The 15,999-nt window shown below is 31.0% G+C and carries 16 protein-coding genes and 1 pseudogene; 13 read left to right on the forward strand and 4 right to left on the reverse strand.

Annotated features, from left to right (window positions below; genetic code table 11):
- The first annotated feature begins 4 nt into the window (after positions 1 to 4).
- From ELQ11_RS03035 to ELQ11_RS03060, 6 genes are all read left to right on the forward strand, one after another.
- Entirely contained in the window at positions 5 to 790 is a 786-nt protein-coding gene (locus ELQ11_RS03035) for a sulfite exporter TauE/SafE family protein (RefSeq protein ID WP_002870758.1), read from the forward strand.
- A gap of 73 nt (positions 791 to 863) precedes the next feature.
- The gene (gene uvrA / locus ELQ11_RS03040) at positions 864 to 3,686 is read left to right on the forward strand and encodes an excinuclease ABC subunit UvrA (RefSeq protein WP_134225140.1); all 2,823 of its coding nucleotides are present in this window, start codon (positions 864 to 866) and stop codon (positions 3,684 to 3,686) included.
- A 1-nt stretch (position 3,687) separates the two neighbouring features.
- Positions 3,688 to 4,239: a hypothetical protein gene (locus tag ELQ11_RS03045; protein ID WP_072223985.1), complete on the forward strand. Its 552-nt coding sequence runs from the start codon at positions 3,688 to 3,690 to the stop codon at positions 4,237 to 4,239.
- Between the two features lie 19 nt (positions 4,240 to 4,258).
- Entirely contained in the window at positions 4,259 to 4,972 is a 714-nt protein-coding gene (locus ELQ11_RS03050) for a hypothetical protein (RefSeq protein ID WP_002870755.1), read from the forward strand.
- Positions 4,953 to 5,546, forward strand: coding sequence for a hypothetical protein (locus tag ELQ11_RS03055; RefSeq protein ID WP_002870754.1), 594 nt, complete (start codon positions 4,953 to 4,955; stop codon positions 5,544 to 5,546). Before ELQ11_RS03050 ends, ELQ11_RS03055 begins: the two co-directional genes overlap by 20 nt.
- Positions 5,546 to 5,989 (forward strand): YqaA family protein, encoded by a 444-nt coding sequence (locus ELQ11_RS03060; RefSeq protein WP_002870753.1) that lies wholly within the window; start codon positions 5,546 to 5,548, stop codon positions 5,987 to 5,989. The genes ELQ11_RS03055 and ELQ11_RS03060 overlap by 1 nt, the downstream gene beginning before the upstream one ends.
- Here ELQ11_RS03060 and ELQ11_RS03065 read toward each other — a convergent pair.
- Together ELQ11_RS03065 and ELQ11_RS03070 are read right to left on the reverse strand one after the other, a co-directional pair.
- Positions 5,945 to 6,952 (reverse strand): nucleoside hydrolase, encoded by a 1,008-nt coding sequence (locus ELQ11_RS03065; protein WP_072223986.1) that lies wholly within the window; start codon positions 6,950 to 6,952, stop codon positions 5,945 to 5,947. The genes ELQ11_RS03060 and ELQ11_RS03065 overlap by 45 nt on opposite strands.
- Positions 6,949 to 8,310 (reverse strand): annotated as a pseudogene (locus ELQ11_RS03070) (MFS transporter). Before ELQ11_RS03070 ends, ELQ11_RS03065 begins: the two are co-directional and overlap by 4 nt.
- 161 nt (positions 8,311 to 8,471) lie before the next feature.
- Here ELQ11_RS03070 and polA point away from each other — a divergent pair.
- Genes polA through motB form a run of 3 tightly spaced genes read left to right on the forward strand, consistent with a single transcriptional unit; the run spans position 8,472 to position 12,650 of the window.
- Positions 8,472 to 11,111 carry a DNA polymerase I gene (polA, locus tag ELQ11_RS03075; protein WP_072223988.1) on the forward strand — a complete coding sequence of 880 codons (2,640 nt, stop codon included), beginning with the start codon at positions 8,472 to 8,474 and terminating at the stop codon, positions 11,109 to 11,111.
- Between the two features lie 16 nt (positions 11,112 to 11,127).
- Positions 11,128 to 11,904: a flagellar motor stator protein MotA gene (gene motA, locus ELQ11_RS03080; RefSeq protein WP_002854170.1), complete on the forward strand. Its 777-nt coding sequence runs from the start codon at positions 11,128 to 11,130 to the stop codon at positions 11,902 to 11,904.
- A 2-nt stretch (positions 11,905 to 11,906) separates the two neighbouring features.
- A complete protein-coding gene (gene motB, locus ELQ11_RS03085) occupies positions 11,907 to 12,650 on the forward strand; it encodes a flagellar motor protein MotB (RefSeq protein WP_002861111.1) in 744 nt (247 codons plus the stop codon).
- A gap of 5 nt (positions 12,651 to 12,655) precedes the next feature.
- Here the strand turns inward: motB and flhB are convergent, their stop codons facing one another.
- Both flhB and ELQ11_RS03095 read right to left on the reverse strand, forming a co-directional pair.
- Entirely contained in the window at positions 12,656 to 13,744 is a 1,089-nt protein-coding gene (gene flhB, locus ELQ11_RS03090) for a flagellar biosynthesis protein FlhB (RefSeq protein WP_070243301.1), read from the reverse strand.
- Between the two features lie 118 nt (positions 13,745 to 13,862).
- Positions 13,863 to 14,459, reverse strand: a complete 597-nt coding sequence (locus ELQ11_RS03095; RefSeq protein WP_002854219.1) for a peroxiredoxin — start codon at positions 14,457 to 14,459, stop codon at positions 13,863 to 13,865.
- Between the two features lie 205 nt (positions 14,460 to 14,664).
- Between ELQ11_RS03095 and ELQ11_RS03100 the strand changes: the two genes are divergently transcribed.
- From ELQ11_RS03100 to rpmF, 4 genes are all read left to right on the forward strand, one after another.
- The gene (locus ELQ11_RS03100; protein WP_002854354.1) at positions 14,665 to 14,949 is read left to right on the forward strand and encodes a 4Fe-4S dicluster domain-containing protein; all 285 of its coding nucleotides are present in this window, start codon (positions 14,665 to 14,667) and stop codon (positions 14,947 to 14,949) included.
- Between the two features lie 112 nt (positions 14,950 to 15,061).
- Positions 15,062 to 15,475 carry a nucleoside-diphosphate kinase gene (gene ndk / locus ELQ11_RS03105; protein ID WP_002870750.1) on the forward strand — a complete coding sequence of 138 codons (414 nt, stop codon included), beginning with the start codon at positions 15,062 to 15,064 and terminating at the stop codon, positions 15,473 to 15,475.
- A complete protein-coding gene (locus ELQ11_RS03110; protein ID WP_002870749.1) occupies positions 15,476 to 15,829 on the forward strand; it encodes a hypothetical protein in 354 nt (117 codons plus the stop codon).
- Positions 15,830 to 15,852: 23 nt separating this feature from the next.
- Entirely contained in the window at positions 15,853 to 15,999 is a 147-nt protein-coding gene (gene rpmF, locus ELQ11_RS03115) for a 50S ribosomal protein L32 (RefSeq protein WP_002862578.1), read from the forward strand.

Consider the following 15,999-nt stretch of genomic DNA (forward strand, 5'->3'; position numbering starts at 1 on the left):
AGCTATGGAAATCACAGATTTACCTTATCTAATTATAGGAATCATTTCAGGTATTGCTTCTGGACTTTTTGGTATTGGTGGAGGTATGATTATCGTTCCTTCTATGTTCGCACTTGGAGCAAGTGCTCACCATGCTATCGGAATTTCAGTATTGCAAATGATTTTTGCAGCAGTTTTTGGCTCTTATATTAATTATAAGAAAAAAAATCTAAATCTTAAAGATGGTGTTATGATAGGTTTTGGAGGGCTCATAGGGGCAAGCTTTAGCGGAATGCTTTTAAAAGCTTTAAGCGATGTAGCTCTTACTAGCGTATTTTTGACGGTAAGTTGTATATTTTTTATCAAATATGCTTTTGGAATTAAAGAAAACATTGTGCAAATTCAAAGAAGCGTTTGGGTAAAGAATGTCATTTTATTTATTGCTGGAGCTTTTACTGGTATTTTTGCTATTTCTTTGGGAATTGGTGGTGGACTTTTAATTGCTCCAATTTTAGCTTATTTTTTAGGCTATGATAGTAAAAAAGTTGTTTCCTTATCCTTGTTTTTTGTTATTTTTGCTTCAGTCTCTGGTGTTATATCTTTTTCAAATTCTGGAGTTATAGACTCTGAAGTTATTCATAAAGGAATACTAGTAGGTATAGCTTCTATGGTTGGAGTTTTTATAGGAATTAAAATCATAGAAAAAATGCATATTTCAGCTCATAGAAAAATTTTACTTTGCGTATATGCCTTATCAATACTTGGAACCACCCACTCTTTGCTTAATAAGCTAAATCTTATAAATTTTTAACTTGGATTTATCCAAGTTCTTTTAATATTATTATGCTAAAATCTTAAATTTATTTTAATGTTTAGGAAAGACTATGAACGATACCATCAAAATCATTGGTGCAAGAGAAAATAACCTAAAAAATATCCACCTTGAAATTCCCAAAAACAAACTCATTGTTTTTACAGGACTGAGTGGAAGTGGAAAATCAACCCTTGCTTTTGGCACTCTTTATGCTGAAGGACAACGCCGTTATATAGAAAGTTTAAGTGCTTATGCCAGACAATTTTTAGATAAGGTAGGCAAACCTGATGTCGATAAAATCGAAGGTTTAACTCCAGCCATTGCTATAGATCAAAAAACTACTTCTAAAAATCCACGCTCTACTGTAGGAACCATCACTGAAATTTATGATTATCTAAGACTTTTATATGCAAGAGTTGGCATTCAACATTGTCATCAATGTGGACAAAAAATCTCATCTATGAGTGCAAGTGATATAGTCAGTGAAATTTTAAAATTTCCAAAAGGTGCAAAAATCATTATCTACGCTCCACTCATACGAGAAAAAAAAGGAACTTATTCAGATTTACTTGAAAATTTACGTAACAAAGGCTATGTAAGAGCTCAAATTGATGGAGTTTTAGTAAGGCTTGATGAAGAAATTGAACTGGCTAAAACCAAAAAACACACCATTAAACTTGTCATAGATAGGCTTGAAATTCAAGAAGATTTACTCTCTCGCCTTGCAAGCGATATAGAAAAAGGCTTACAAGAAAGCTTTGGAGAAATAGAAATAGAAGTTTTAAATCACGAAGAAATAAATCTTAATAAACACTATCATTTTAGCGAGCACTGCGCTTGTTTTGATTGTAAAATTTCTTTTGTTCCACTCGAGCCTTTAAGCTTTTCTTTTAATTCTCCAAAAGGAGCATGTGAAGCTTGCGATGGACTTGGAATTCGTTATACTTTAGATATGAAAAAAATCATCGATGAAAATTTAAGTCTCGAAAACGGTGCTGTTAAAATCATGTATGGTTTTAATAAAAGTTATTATTATAAATTCCTAATCGCCTTTTGCGAACAAAATGAAATTCCTATCAAAATACCTTTTATGCAATTAAGCGAAGAACAAAAACGCCTTGTATTGTATGGTAATGCCAAAACTATAGAATTTCTTTGGAAAAGAAATCGTCTAAAACGCACTTTTGAAGGCGTGGTTAAAATGGCTTATGAAATGCTAAAAGATGAAAAAGATTTAGCCGAATATATGAGTGAAAAAATTTGCAAAGACTGCGGTGGGCATCGTTTAAAACCCGAAAGTTTAGCCGTGAAAGTAGCCAAAAAAGGCTTGGGTGAAATTTTAGATATGAGCATAGAAGATAGTACGGCCTTTTTTGCAGATGAGAAAAATTTTTCTTATTTAAGCGAGCAACAAAAACTTATTTCTAAACCTATCCTAAAAGAAATCAACGAAAGATTGTTTTTCTTGTATGATGTGGGGCTAGGCTATCTTTCCTTAGGGCGCGATGCAAGAACGATTAGTGGGGGTGAAGCACAAAGAATCCGCATAGCTTCACAAATTGGCAGTGGTTTAAGCGGAGTGATGTATGTCTTAGATGAGCCTAGCATAGGACTTCATGAAAGAGATACTGCAAAACTGATTAAAACTTTAAGAAATTTACAACAAAAGGGCAATACCCTAATTGTCGTAGAACATGATAAAATGACTATAGAAGAAGCAGATTTTATTGTAGATATTGGTCCAAAAGCAGGAAAATTTGGGGGTGAGGTTGTATTTAGTGGAACTTATAAAGAACTTTTAAAAAGCAAAAGCGAAACTGCACTTTATATGAATGGTAAAAAGCGAATTTCACAGCTTAAAAATAGAGAGCAAAAAGAATGGCTAGAGCTTAAAAATGTAAATATTAACAATATCCAAGATTTAAGCGTAAAATTTCCTTTGCAAAATTTAGTCGCTATAACGGGAGTTTCAGGTTCTGGAAAAAGTTCTTTGATACTTCAAACCCTACTTCCTTTTGCGCAAGAGGAATTAAACCGTGCGAAAAAAGTTAAAAAACTTGGTGGAGTGCAAATAGAAGGACTTGAAAAACTTGATAAAGTCATTTATCTTGATCAAAGCCCAATTGGGCGCACACCACGTTCAAATCCTGCCACCTATACAGGCGCTATGGATGAAATCAGAAATCTTTTTGCCGCCACTAAAGAAGCCAAAATGCGTGGTTATAAAGCCGGACGCTTTTCTTTTAATGTCAAGGGTGGAAGATGTGAGAAATGTAGTGGAGATGGAGAAATCAAAATAGAAATGCATTTTTTACCTGATGTTATGGTAGTTTGCGATACTTGTCAGGGCAAACGCTACAATGATGCCACGCTAGAAATCAAATATAAGGGTAAAAATATCAGCGAAATTTTAAATATGAGTGTTTTAGAAGCGAGTGAATTTTTTACAGCCGTTCCTAAAATCAAACAAAAATTAGACACTCTAGTAAAAGTGGGCTTAGACTATCTAACCCTAGGACAAAATGCCACCACCTTAAGCGGGGGTGAAGCACAAAGAATCAAACTTGCTAAAGAACTAAGCCGTAGCGATATAGGAAAAACTCTTTATATACTTGATGAACCTACAACAGGACTACATTTTGAAGATGTCAATAAACTCATCTTAGTTTTACAACATTTGGTTGATCTTAAAAATTCGGTTTTTGTAATAGAACATAATTTAGATGTGATTAAAAATGCTGATTATATCATCGATATGGGGCCTGAAGGCGGAGTTAAAGGTGGAAAAGTTATAAGCACAGGAAGCGTGGAAAAAGTCGCTAAAGAGCATAAGAAAACAAAATCCTATACAGGATATTATTTAGATCTAGAGCTTAAAAACGCAAGAAATTGAAATGACACACGAACAAAAAATTGCATTTTTTAAGATTAAAAGATTAAGTGTTTATATATTTTTCTGTGCTTTATATAATTTTTATTACTTTTTTTCTTATGAAGGGGTGACAAGTTCATATGAAGCTGGGAACGAAATTCTTTATATTGGCGGTATATTTTTATGCTTCTTTTCTTGTATTTACATAGTTCTTGCTTTTATTTTTATGGTGGTCAGAATTCATTTTTTATTTTCTTCTAATAAGATTTTAATTTATTTTTTGCTTGCCATTATAAACCTTGGTGCATCTTTTTTTCTTTTGGAAAATAAAATTTTATTTTTAGGGCTTTTAGCTTTATTTTTCGTTTTTTATTTTTTATTTTCACTTACCCTTGCTTTGCTTTTTAAAGAAGTGAAAATGTCTTTTTTATTTGCATTTTTGTGCATGCTTTTGGCATTTTTATCTTTTATATCTGTCTATAAATCAAGCCTTTTATTTCTTTTCCTTACTTTGCATTTTTTGAGTTTTGCTTATGCCTTTGAAAGGTATAAAATTTTAAAAAAGCTAGATTGAAATATTTTAAAGAAGAAAAGTGTCAAATTTAAACTTTCATCAAATGTTTGAAATTCGAAGACAAAATGATTTTAAAAGCGTTAAAAAGTTTGCTTGGATAGTTTTTATAAGTTTTTTACTTTCAATTTGTTTTTATTTTTTACCTATCGTTCTTGATTTTATCTATGATTTAAAATTGTATAATTTTGATTCTATCGCTAACATTCTAACTATAATTTTTTGTGTGATTTTTTTAATTTCTTATTCAATTATGATTTTAAAACTTTATTTTACAAGTAAAAGTAAAGTTTTGTTGATAAGTTTTTTTATAGGTGCAAGCACTCAATTTATCACTTTGTTTAACTTAATTCTTATTATGAGTGCTTCTTATCCTCTCAGTCAGATATCGCGTATTGCTCTATATAGCTTTTCTTTTTTATGTCTTATAGTAGCCATTTTTTGTACTTTTATATTTTTTAAAACACTAAGAGCTTTATGTGAAAATCAAATTTATTTTCTCTTATGTTTTATTTTTAAAAGTATGATTTTGATAATTGTTTTTATATTTATGTTTTTTTTAATTCATAGCAAGCCTTCACTTGCTTTAGCCATAACTTTGTTTATGTTTTTTTTCTTTACAGGTTTATTGTTTGTCATTTATTACGCCCTATTTGCTTTCGCACTTAGTAAAAACCAAAATATCAAATTTATCCCAAATTTAAAGCTTTTATCCAATGAAAAAGAAAATAATTAACTATAGTATTTTATTTGTTATCTTTTTAAGCCTAAGTCAAATCACCTTAGTTTTTGTTTTTAATCACTATTTAACCATTGATTATAGCCTTTATGAATTACCACCGCAAAACCTTCAAATGCTAAATTTAGCCGATCAAAAGCTTTATCTAAGAGAAAATTTGCATTTTTTAAATTCTATTTTAACTTTTTTACTGCTAATTTTATTTTGTTTTATACATTTATTTTATTTTTTTCTTTTTAGAAAAGAAAAATTGATATTTCCTTTGGCTTTTTGTTTTATTTATATAATGTTTGTTTGTTGTATTGATATGTATTTTCATCTAGAAAACGCTAACTTATGGCAATTTTTCATTTATTTAGCTTTTATTCTTTCTTTTATTTATATATTTCTTTTAGATAAATTTTTTCAAAGCCATCTTTTCAAAATTTATTTTATTTTTATCATTGTAGGTGCTATTTTTTTAAGATTAGATCTTGGAAATTTAAATTTGTATTTTGAAATTATCAAATCTTTTTTATTTCCTATCCATCTTTTTATTTTGTTTATTTTAATGCGTAAAAAAGAGTTTTAATGTTTGATTTTTTATATAGTGATATAAGTTATTTAGGACTTTTTATAGTGTGTTTTCTTTCAAGCACACTATTACCCTTAGCAAGTGAAGCCTTTGTTTTAGGCTTTATAAAACTTGATTTTAATCCAAATTTGGTACTTATCGTAGCCACTTTGGGTAATACCTTAGGAAGTTTAAGTACTTATGCTTTAGCGTATTTTGGAAAAGAAAAAATTTTAGAAAAATACTTTAGCAAATCCTTGAAAAAATTAGAAAATTTCAATGCTAATTTTGCTAAATTTGGAAGTATATTTGCTTTTTTTACTTTTTTGCCTTTAGTAGGAGATCTTTTTGCCTTGGGACTTGGTTTTGCAAAATATTCTTTTTTAAAAACTATATTTTTTATCTTACTTGGAAAATTAAGTCGTTATGCTTTCATAATTTTCATAGCAAACTCCTTTTAAAAGCCTCATTTTTATCAACTCTAAAAGCTTTGCATTATTAACATTTTTTAAAATTTTAACACAATTTTTAGTGCTTAAATCCACCCCCATACTCATTTTTGGTTCTTTAAAACAACGCCAACTCATACCTCTTGCCAAAGAACTATCGCAAATAACATCAGCATAACACTCATCAAAATCTGCAATACTAGAATCTAATGCGTAAGCTATCGTTAAAGCGTCATGTATCCAAGTTCCCTTTGTACCACGTGTTTTAGAGGCATAATCAATCCAAACACCTAAAGTTTCGACGATAAAATCACATAAAATATTCTTACCTTGCAACTCTTTTAAATCCTCGTGTGTTAATAAAGTCTGCATGGTTGCATTATAAGGTACGAGTGTAATTTTAGCTCTTGAATTTAGCACTATACTAGCCGCCTCAGGATCAAAACCAAAATTTGTATCTTTAGTGTAATAAGGCATATCAAAACTGCCTCCCATAATAAAAAGCTCTTTAAGATTTATATCAAAATCTTTAAAAATTTTCATAGCCATAGCAATATTTGTCAAAGGTCCTATCGCACAAATAGAAATTTCTTTAGGATTTTTACTCACTAACTCACCCATTTTAAAAATCGCATCAGGATTTATATTTTCTAAAATTTCAGGACTTTTTATATTTTCCCAAAGATATTCAAGTTTAAAATTTTTTACACTTTCATCAAGTCTTTGACGCCAAGCTTTACTTGATTCTTTTAAGGCTTCATTCGCTCCCAAATAAACGGGGATATTTAAATTTAAACGTTTAAATAAATCCTTAGCCACACTATAGGCAACAAAGCTTGGAACATTACCGCAAACTGTGCTTAGCATTTCAAGTTTGATTTCTTTAGATGACAAAATCAAAGCAAGTGCTAAACCATCATCAGTATTTGCTCCTGCAATAGCATTGCCTATGTCCGTGTCTAAAATAAGTCTCATATCGCATCTTCTATTTTATTTAAATCTCTACCTCTAGTTTCTGGCGCAAAAAATGTAGTCACAAAACCTATACTTGCAGTTAATACAAAATATGTTGCAATAGGCCACCAAGTGCCATAATACGCAAGTAAAGCAGAAGCCACCATAGGCGCTGTTCCTCCTGAAAGAATAGAACCTAGCTCCTTAGCAAAAGCCATTTTTGTATAACGGTTTTTTACCCCAAAAAGCTCCACACCCCAAGCCGCTTGCACACCAAAAATCCCTAAAGATGCTAAAGACATACCTACAATAATAGTTAAAATCACAATAATTTCATTTTTACTATCTAAAAGTATAAAAGCAGGAAAAGCATAAATCATTAAAAGCAAACAAAACATTCTATAAGTAATACGTCTTCCAAATTTATCACTTAAATAACCCGCCAAAGGAATAACTAAAAACCCTACCAATGAAGCTATCATTACCGCTGTAGTAGCAACTGATTTGTCTAAAAGTAAAATTTTAGTCACATAACCTACAATAAAACCTTGCGCAAGATAAGAATGTCCATTTTCGCCTATTCTTAAACCCACCATAGTCCAAAAAGCACGACTTCTTTGCCAAAAACTTCTTTCATCTTTTTTTTATATGCTTTTCGTTATTAAGACGCAATTTCATCATTTCATTTTTTTGCTTTTCAAAAACAGGGGTTTCTTTGACATGAAAACGAATATATACAGCAAAAAGAGCGATTAAAATACTTCCCATAAAAGGAACTCTCCAACCCCATTCTTTAAAACTTGCTTCATCCATTTGTACCATCAAAAGCCATACAAAAGACGCAAGCAAAGTTCCGCTATTTGATCCTAAAGCAATCACAGAAGAAACAAGCCCTCTTCTCTTGCTAGGAGCATATTCTCCAAGCATAACTGTTCCACCTGAAAGTTCAGCTCCTGCACCAAAACCCTGCATAAAACGTAATATAACCAAACAAATAGGCGCCCAAACACCAATTACTGCATAGCTTGGGATAAAACCTATAAGAGTAGTTGAAATTCCCATTAAAGCTATTGTAGCCATCATAACATTTTTTCTTCCATGTTTATCGCCTAAATAGCCAAAAAACAAAGCCCCAATAGGTCTTGCAATAAAACCTATGCCATAAGTTACAAAACTAAGCAAAAGTGCAATTACTGGAGTTTGCTCAGGAAAAAACACTTCTGAAAAATTGTTGCAGCTGCTAAACCATAAAGTGCAAAATCTGCATATTCCATAGCAGTTCCCAACCAGCAAGAAAAAACTGCCTTTTTAAAAACTTTCCTACCTTCAGGTGTGTTAAAATTCTTATCCGCAATTCCATCAATTTGCTGATTTGTCATTACATTATCCTTATATTTTAATATATTTTTTTATAAATAATTTGTAATTATGGCTAAAAATTGCAGTGTTTTTGCTTAAAGATCTTAAATTGTAGACATTTTAAGCAAAATTTTGAAATAATACAACTTAAAAATATATTTTATCAAAAGAAGAAATTATTATGAAAACTTTAACTATTATCGATACTTTTGGATTTTTTTTCAGACTTTACTACGCATTAAAAGGTTTTAAAAATTCACAAGGACAAGCTAGTGGAATGATTAGCGGTTTTGCAAATTTTATTTATAGCTTAAAAAATGAACATAAAAGTGATTATATTGTTTTTGCATTAGACTCCAAAGGAAAAACTTTTCGTAGCGAAATTGATCCAAACTATAAACAAAATCGCACTGCACCACCACCTGAACTTCTAGAACAAATTCCAATTTGCATAGAGATGATAGAAAAAATGGGTTTTATAAGCGTTTCTAGGGAAGGTTATGAAGCCGATGATATCATCGCTTCTTTTGTAAAAACTTGTGAAGATAGGGATATTTTTGTACGCATTATCACTCAAGATAAAGATCTTTATCAGCTCATAAAAGATGGCAAAACGAGCATTTATAGCCCTATTTCTAAAAACGACTATGATGAAGCAGCGTGTTTAGAAAAATACGGAGTAAAACCTCATCAAATCAGAGATTTTTTAGCTCTTTGCGGAGATAGTTCTGATAATATTCCAGGCGTTAAAGGTATAGGTGCAAAAGGGGCTAAAACCTTACTTGATGAATTTGGTAGCATAGAAGGAATTTATGGAAATTTAACTCTAATACGCAATGAAAGAAGTCGTAACTTGCTTTTAGAGGGTAAGGAAAATGCATTTTTAAGCAAAAAATTAGCCTCTTTGTATGAAAATTTAGAAGTGCAAGATCTTATAGAAAAAGCAACTTATCCTAATGAAGAACCTCTTTTAAAAATACTTGAAATTTTAGAACATTACGAACTTAATACTTTACTTAAAAAACTGCGTCAAAATCCTGATAATAAAGATAAAAATTTAGGTTTTAAAGCCACTTTAATACAAGATGAAAACAAACTTTTTGAAATTTTAAATACCCTTGATAAAGAAAGTATTATTGCTTTTGATACCGAAACCACAGGACTTGATACAAAAGAAGCAAAAATTGTTGGTTTTAGTTTTTGCATGAGTGAAAATGAAGCTTTTTACGTGCCTTTAACTCATAACTATCTTGGAGTAGGTGAGCAAATTTCATTGCAAAGTGCCAAAAAAGCTATAGAGCTAATCTTTAATCATTTTGTTATAGGACACAATCTCAAATATGATTTTAAAATCATTCAAAACAATTTTGGATTAAATTTACCTCAAAAATACGCAGATACAATGATTTTAGCATGGCTTAAAAATCCTTCTTTAAGAGTAAATATGGATGATTTAGCCTTAAGACTTTTTAATTATGAAACCTTACATTTTGAAAGCCTTGTTAAAAAAGGAGAAAATTTTGCAAGTGTAGAACTTGAAAAAGCTTGCAAATACGCCGCAGAAGATGCTTATATCACGTTAAGATTTTATCTTTATTTTTTAAAAAATCTTGAAACTCCTTTATTAGAACTTGCTAAAAACTGTGAATTTGATTTCATTAAAATCATTATGATGATGGAAGAAAATGGCATAAAGCTTGATACAAATGCACTTGAAGCCCTTATGAAAAAATTTGAAAATGAAATCAAAAATTTAAGTGAAGAAATTTATACTCTTTGTGAGGATAGATTTAACCTAAACTCACCTAAACAAGTAGGTGATATACTTTTTGAAAAACTTAAACTTCCAAGTGGAAAAAAAGGAAAAACAGGATATTCTACCGATGAAAAAGTTTTAAATGCACTTTTAGATAAACATCCTGTAATTGCCAAAATTTTAGATTATAGAGAACTTGCCAAACTTTATTCCACTTATTGCGAACCTTTGTTAAAACTAGCGTTAAAAGATGAAAATTCACGCATTTACTCAAGTTTTTTACAAACTGGAACTGCAACGGGTCGCCTTTCATCTAAAGATCCAAATTTGCAAAATATTCCTGCACACGGACAATACGCAAAAGATTATAAATCTTGCTTTGTAGCTAAAGATGGATTTAGTTTTATCTCTCTTGATTATTCTCAAATCGAACTGAGAATGCTTGCACATTTTAGCGAAGATGAAAAACTTTTAAATGCTTTTGCTAACGATGAAGATATACACGCAAGAACAGCTATAATGATTTTTGGAGAAAGCAATTATGAAACCAGAAGTGTTGCAAAAAGTATAAATTTTGGACTTATTTATGGCATGGGCTATAAAACTTTAAGTCAAAATTTAAAAATAGAAGCTCATTTAGCCAAATCTTATATAGAAAAATATTTTGAAAATTTTACTAGCATTAAAAAATATTTTGAAACAGTTAAAAACGAAGCTAAACAAAATGGTTTTATCACTACTTTAAACAGTCGCAAGCGTTATTTTGATTTTGAAAATGCAAAACCTATGCAAATTGCCATGTATGAAAGAGAAAGTATTAATTCAATCTTACAAGGCTCAGCAGCAGATGTAATTAAACTTGCTATGTTAGAAATCGATAAAGAATTAAATGAAGACAAAAAGCTTATTTTACAAATTCATGATGAATTAATTTTTGAAGTAAAAGATGATTTATGTGAAAATTTTGTAAAAAAAACTAGAGATATTATGGAAAATATAGTAAAATTAAAAGTAAAATTAAAAACAAGCTCAAGTATTGCCAAAAATTGGGGCGATTTAAAATAATCAAGGAGATATTTATATGGATCTTTCAACCATACTGGGAATGGTGCTTGCAGTTACTAGTATTTCGGTAGGAGATATACTAGAAGGTGGTAATCCTTTACATGTTGTACATCTTTCTTCCTTTCTTATAGTTATGCCAACGGCTGCATTTTGTGCAATGACTTCTACACATAAAAAAATCGTAAAAGCAGCTTATAAAGAACTCAAAGTTGTCTTTAAAGGCTCTGGAGTAAATCTACCTGAAAGGATAGCCCAGTTAATAGAATTTGCTATTATTGCAAGAAGAGATGGGCTTTTAGCATTAGAATCAAGAACCAATGAGATTGAAAATGAATTTTTAAAAAATGCTATGATGATGCTTGTAGACGGTAAAAGCTTTGAAGAAATTCACGAAAGCATGGAAATACAAACCGAACAACTTGAAGAGCATTATAAAGAATGTGCAGAATATTGGATAGTATTTGGAGAAACTTGCCCTACCATGGGACTTGTTGGAGCGGTTTTTGGTCTTATTCTAGCTCTTAAATTGCTAGACAATCCCCAAGCAATGGCAGCGGGTATTTCAGGTGCTTTTACAGCTACGGTTACTGGGATTTTTGGTGCTTATGCGCTTTTTGCACCTTGGGGAAGAAAAATGAAAGCTAATGGAATGGATCTTGTAAAAGAGCAAATTGTCATCACTGAAGCCATAAAAGGAATTGCAGAAGGTGCGAATCCTAGAGATTTGGAAGCTAAGCTTTTTAATTTCTTAAGTCACGATGATCCAAAAATTTCACAATTTGACAAAGGTTAAAAATGGCCAAGAAACATAAATGTCCAGAATGTCCTGCAGGTGAAAAATGGGCTGTACCTTATGCAGACTTTCTAAGTTTGCTTTTGGCACTTTTTATTGCTCTTTGGGCAATTTCTAAAACAAATCCTGCTAAAGTAGAGGCTTTAAAAACCGAATTTGTTAAAATCTTTGATTATACCTCTACTCAAACAGTCAAAGAAGAGAGCAAAACCCAAGAAAAATATAAGGGTGCAGCAAAAGAAGAAAGTGATGAACTCAAATCGTTAAAACAAATGACTATGACACAGCAAGAAACCATCAAACGTCTTCAAGCGGCTCTAGATCAAAGCGACAATCAGGTTGCTCTTAACCTTCCATCCAAAGTTGAATTTGAAAGAGGTAGCGCTCAAATCGTTTCAGCTGATATACAAGATTATTTAAAACGTATGGCTGAACTAACAACATATTTGCCACCTCAAGCAAAAATAGAAATTAGAGGCTATACAGACAATAGCGACTCTATTATAAGAAGTTATGAACTCGCCTACCAAAGAGCAGAAAATGTATTAAAATATTTTATAGAAGGTGGAGCAAATTTGAAAAATATTAGCATTAAAAGCTACGGGCTTAATAATCCCATCAATGGAAATCCGCAAGCCTTAGAAAATAATAGAGTAGAAATATATTTTAAAGTCGACACAGCAGATACAAGTACTCAAAAATCGGTTCTTGAGCTTATTAACAAAATAGGAACTAAAACACCTTAAAAGTTTTAGTTTCCTTTTTTTACTTGATCAGCTAAACGACTCTTATTATTTGTATTATAAACAAATCCTAGCACCTCAGCTACAGCTTTAAACATTTCCCTAGGAATAAGATCATTAACATCACAAGCTTTATAAAGCTCTCTTGCTAAAGGAGGATTTTCATAAACCACAACATTATTTTCATAGGCTACTTGTTTTATGCGAAGAGCGAGAAAATCCACTCCTTTAGCAACAACCCTAGGGGCTTGTTCTTTACTTGTATCATAACGAATAGCTACGGCATAATGCGTTGGGTTTGTGATCACCACATCCGCACCTGCAACATCTTGAACCATACGACGACGCGCAGCTTCCATTTGAAGTCTACGAATTCTACCTTTAACCTGAGGATCTCCTTCCATTTGTTTATACTCATCTTTTATTTCTTGTTTGCTCATACGCAAACCTTTAAAATACTGAAAACGCACCAAAAAAACATCTAAAACAGCAATAATTAAAAAAGCAACTATAACAATAGCTGCTAAAACAATAGCTCTGTCTCTTAGCCAAGTAAGCTGTGCAACCATAGTATAAAGCTCAACTCTTGGAAGCTCTTGCATAAATTTAAGTAAAACTATAAAAGCTATAGTAAAAACAATACCCACTTTTAAAATAATTTTTATACTTTCAACAATTTTTTTCAATGAAAAAAGGTTTTTTAAACCTTTTAGAGGATTGATTTTTCCTAAATTTGGCATAATAGGTTTAGTTGTAAAAATAAAACCAAATTGCATAATATTTCCCAAAACCCCAGCAATCATAATACTTAAAACAATAGGTGCAAGAATAATTAAAACCTCAAAAATGCTTTTAATCATAATGGCTTGAATAATACGCAAATCAAATTCAACACCAATAAAACTTTGATAGTATCTATATAAATTTACAATTCTCTCGCCCATAAAACTCATCATAAATAAAGTTATAGTTACTCCAATTATCAAAGTTACAATAGCTGCCGCATCTTGAGACTTTGGAACATTACCTTCTTTACGCGCATCTTCTATCTTTTTGGACGTGGGTTCTTCTGTTTTTTCTTGATCTTCGCCTGCCATATTTTAGCCTAAATAAAAATTTTAATATGTGTGTAAAATTATAGTAGAAAATTTATGAATTTCAATTAAAGAATAAAAATGAAGAAAAAGCCTCGTAAAGAGGCTTTATACTAAGAAATTAAAGTTTAGCTTCGTTTTTGCCAAGATATTCAGCCACGCCTTTAGGGTTAGCTTTCATACCTTCATCGCCCTTATTCCATCCTGCAGGACAAACTTCACCATGCTCATTTGTAAAAAGCATGGTATCAACCATTCTTAACATTTCATCTATATTTCTACCTAGTGGTAAATCATTAACCACAGCATGGCGAACTGTTCCATCAGCATCAAGCAAGAACGAACCACGAAGGGCAACTGCTTCTGCATAAAGTACATCAAAATTTCTAGCAATCTGCTTAGTTAAGTCAGCAACAAGCGGAAATTTAACCTGACCAATACCACCTTGATTTACTGGAGTATTTTTCCAAGCAAAATGTGAAAATTCATTATCTCCTGAAATTCCAATTACTTCAATGCCACGATTTTTAAATTCTTGATATCTTTTGTCAAAAGCTATAATTTCTGAAGGACAAACAAAAGTAAAATCTTTTGGATAAAAGAATACTACCGCTCCTTTTGGACCTATGTTTTTATAAAGATTAAAATCTTGAACAATTTCATTGTTTCCCAATACTGCTGGAGCAGTAAAATCTAAAGCTTTTTTAGTAACTATCATATTTTCTCCTAAATAATAAATTTTATTGATAACGAAATTATATCGTTTAAATCTTTATTTTTTTTTAAATATCTAAAATAATATTAAAAATTTAAGAAAGTTATAATTATTATCAAATAATGTAAATTTTTGATTATCAAAATTTACATTATTTAAGAATTTTATGCTAAAATCTTTTAAATATTAATATTAAAAAGGAGAAAAAATGGCTGTAAAAATTACAGATATATGTATTGCTTGTGGTTCTTGTATTGATGAGTGTCCAGTGAGTGCTATCGTTGATGATGCTAACAATCCAGAAGGTGAAGATAGATATTATGTTTATGCAAACAAATGCGTTGAATGCGTAGGACATAATGATCAACCAGCTTGTGCCAGTGCTTGCCCAACAGATGGATGTATAGTTTGGAGTGCTGTAGAATCAGGACAACCAAGTCGTGATAATATCGGCGCTGATATGAGAAGCGGGGACACTCCAGTTTTTGCATAATTTTAAAAAATTAAAAAGCTAGAGATTCCTAGCTTTTTCTTTTAATTTAACTTTTTTTAAACAAATTCAAGTATAATTTTAAGCTTTATTAAAATAAGGAGTTATTACAAAGATGGAAAAAACTTTATCTATAATTAAACCTGATGCTGTTAAAAAAGGTGTTATAGGAAAAATTTTAGATCGTTTTGAAAGCAATGGATTAAGAATCGCTGCAATGAAAAAAGTTCAACTTAGTAAAGAACAAGCTGAAAATTTTTATGCTGTTCATAAAGAAAGACCTTTTTTTAAAGACTTGGTTGAATTTATGATTAGCGGTCCTGTTGTTGTTTCTGTGCTAGAAGGAGAAGGTGCCGTATTAAAAAATAGAGATTTAATGGGAGCGACAAATCCTAAAGAAGCTAAAGCAGGAACAATTAGAGCCGATTTTGCTGAGAGTATTGATGCTAATGCTGTTCATGGAAGCGACAGCTTGGAAAATGCAAAAATAGAAGTTGAATTTTTCTTTAAACCAAACGAAATTTGCTAAATGAAAATCCCTTTTTCTAAGATTAACATAAAGGAATATCCTTTTAAACTTAATCTTGAAAATATGATTTTTGAGGGAAATTTAGTAAAAATAAATCCTAAGCTTGTTAAAATAAATGCTATTATGCAAGGTTTTATCTATAGACCTTGTGATAGCTGTGGAACTGAGTTTGAACTTGAAATTAAAGAAAATTTAGAACTTTTTGCAAGTGATGGTATTTTTAAAGATGAAGCAAACGAATTGAGCAATACTATAGAATTTTTCGATGGACATATTGATTTAATAGAAGTTGCTATCAGCGAGCTTGAAGCTTATTTGAGTGATTATTTTTATTGTGCAAATTGCAGTAATTAATTAAATTTTATAAAGGAGAAAAAATGGCAGTACCAAAGAGAAGAGTGAGCAAAACTCGCGCAGCTAAACGCAGAACTCACTATAAAGTTAGTCTTCCTATGCCTGTAAAAGACAAAGATGGAAGCTATAAAATGCCTCACCGTGCGAATCCAACAACTAAGGAATATTAA

Source organism: Campylobacter sp. US50a, from assembly GCF_004379015.1.
Lineage (GTDB): Bacteria > Campylobacterota > Campylobacteria > Campylobacterales > Campylobacteraceae > Campylobacter_D > Campylobacter_D jejuni.

What these genes read in the sequence shown, in the direction of transcription:
- polA (WP_072223988.1), top strand. Translation starts at nt 8,472, where the DNA reads ATGAAAACTTTAACTATTATCGATACTTTTGGATTTTTTTTCAGACTT.
- rpmF (WP_002862578.1), top strand. Translation starts at nt 15,853, where the DNA reads ATGGCAGTACCAAAGAGAAGAGTGAGCAAAACTCGCGCAGCTAAACGC.
- ELQ11_RS03035 (WP_002870758.1), top strand. Translation starts at nt 5, where the DNA reads ATGGAAATCACAGATTTACCTTATCTAATTATAGGAATCATTTCAGGT.
- ELQ11_RS03065 (WP_072223986.1), bottom strand. Translation starts at nt 6,952, where the DNA reads ATGAGACTTATTTTAGACACGGACATAGGCAATGCTATTGCAGGAGCA.
- motB (WP_002861111.1), top strand. Translation starts at nt 11,907, where the DNA reads ATGGCCAAGAAACATAAATGTCCAGAATGTCCTGCAGGTGAAAAATGG.
- motA (WP_002854170.1), top strand. Translation starts at nt 11,128, where the DNA reads ATGGATCTTTCAACCATACTGGGAATGGTGCTTGCAGTTACTAGTATT.
- uvrA (WP_134225140.1), top strand. Translation starts at nt 864, where the DNA reads ATGAACGATACCATCAAAATCATTGGTGCAAGAGAAAATAACCTAAAA.
- ELQ11_RS03045 (WP_072223985.1), top strand. Translation starts at nt 3,688, where the DNA reads ATGACACACGAACAAAAAATTGCATTTTTTAAGATTAAAAGATTAAGT.
- ndk (WP_002870750.1), top strand. Translation starts at nt 15,062, where the DNA reads ATGGAAAAAACTTTATCTATAATTAAACCTGATGCTGTTAAAAAAGGT.
- ELQ11_RS03060 (WP_002870753.1), top strand. Translation starts at nt 5,546, where the DNA reads ATGTTTGATTTTTTATATAGTGATATAAGTTATTTAGGACTTTTTATA.
- ELQ11_RS03100 (WP_002854354.1), top strand. Translation starts at nt 14,665, where the DNA reads ATGGCTGTAAAAATTACAGATATATGTATTGCTTGTGGTTCTTGTATT.
- ELQ11_RS03110 (WP_002870749.1), top strand. Translation starts at nt 15,476, where the DNA reads ATGAAAATCCCTTTTTCTAAGATTAACATAAAGGAATATCCTTTTAAA.
- ELQ11_RS03095 (WP_002854219.1), bottom strand. Translation starts at nt 14,459, where the DNA reads ATGATAGTTACTAAAAAAGCTTTAGATTTTACTGCTCCAGCAGTATTG.
- flhB (WP_070243301.1), bottom strand. Translation starts at nt 13,744, where the DNA reads ATGGCAGGCGAAGATCAAGAAAAAACAGAAGAACCCACGTCCAAAAAG.
- ELQ11_RS03055 (WP_002870754.1), top strand. Translation starts at nt 4,953, where the DNA reads ATGAAAAAGAAAATAATTAACTATAGTATTTTATTTGTTATCTTTTTA.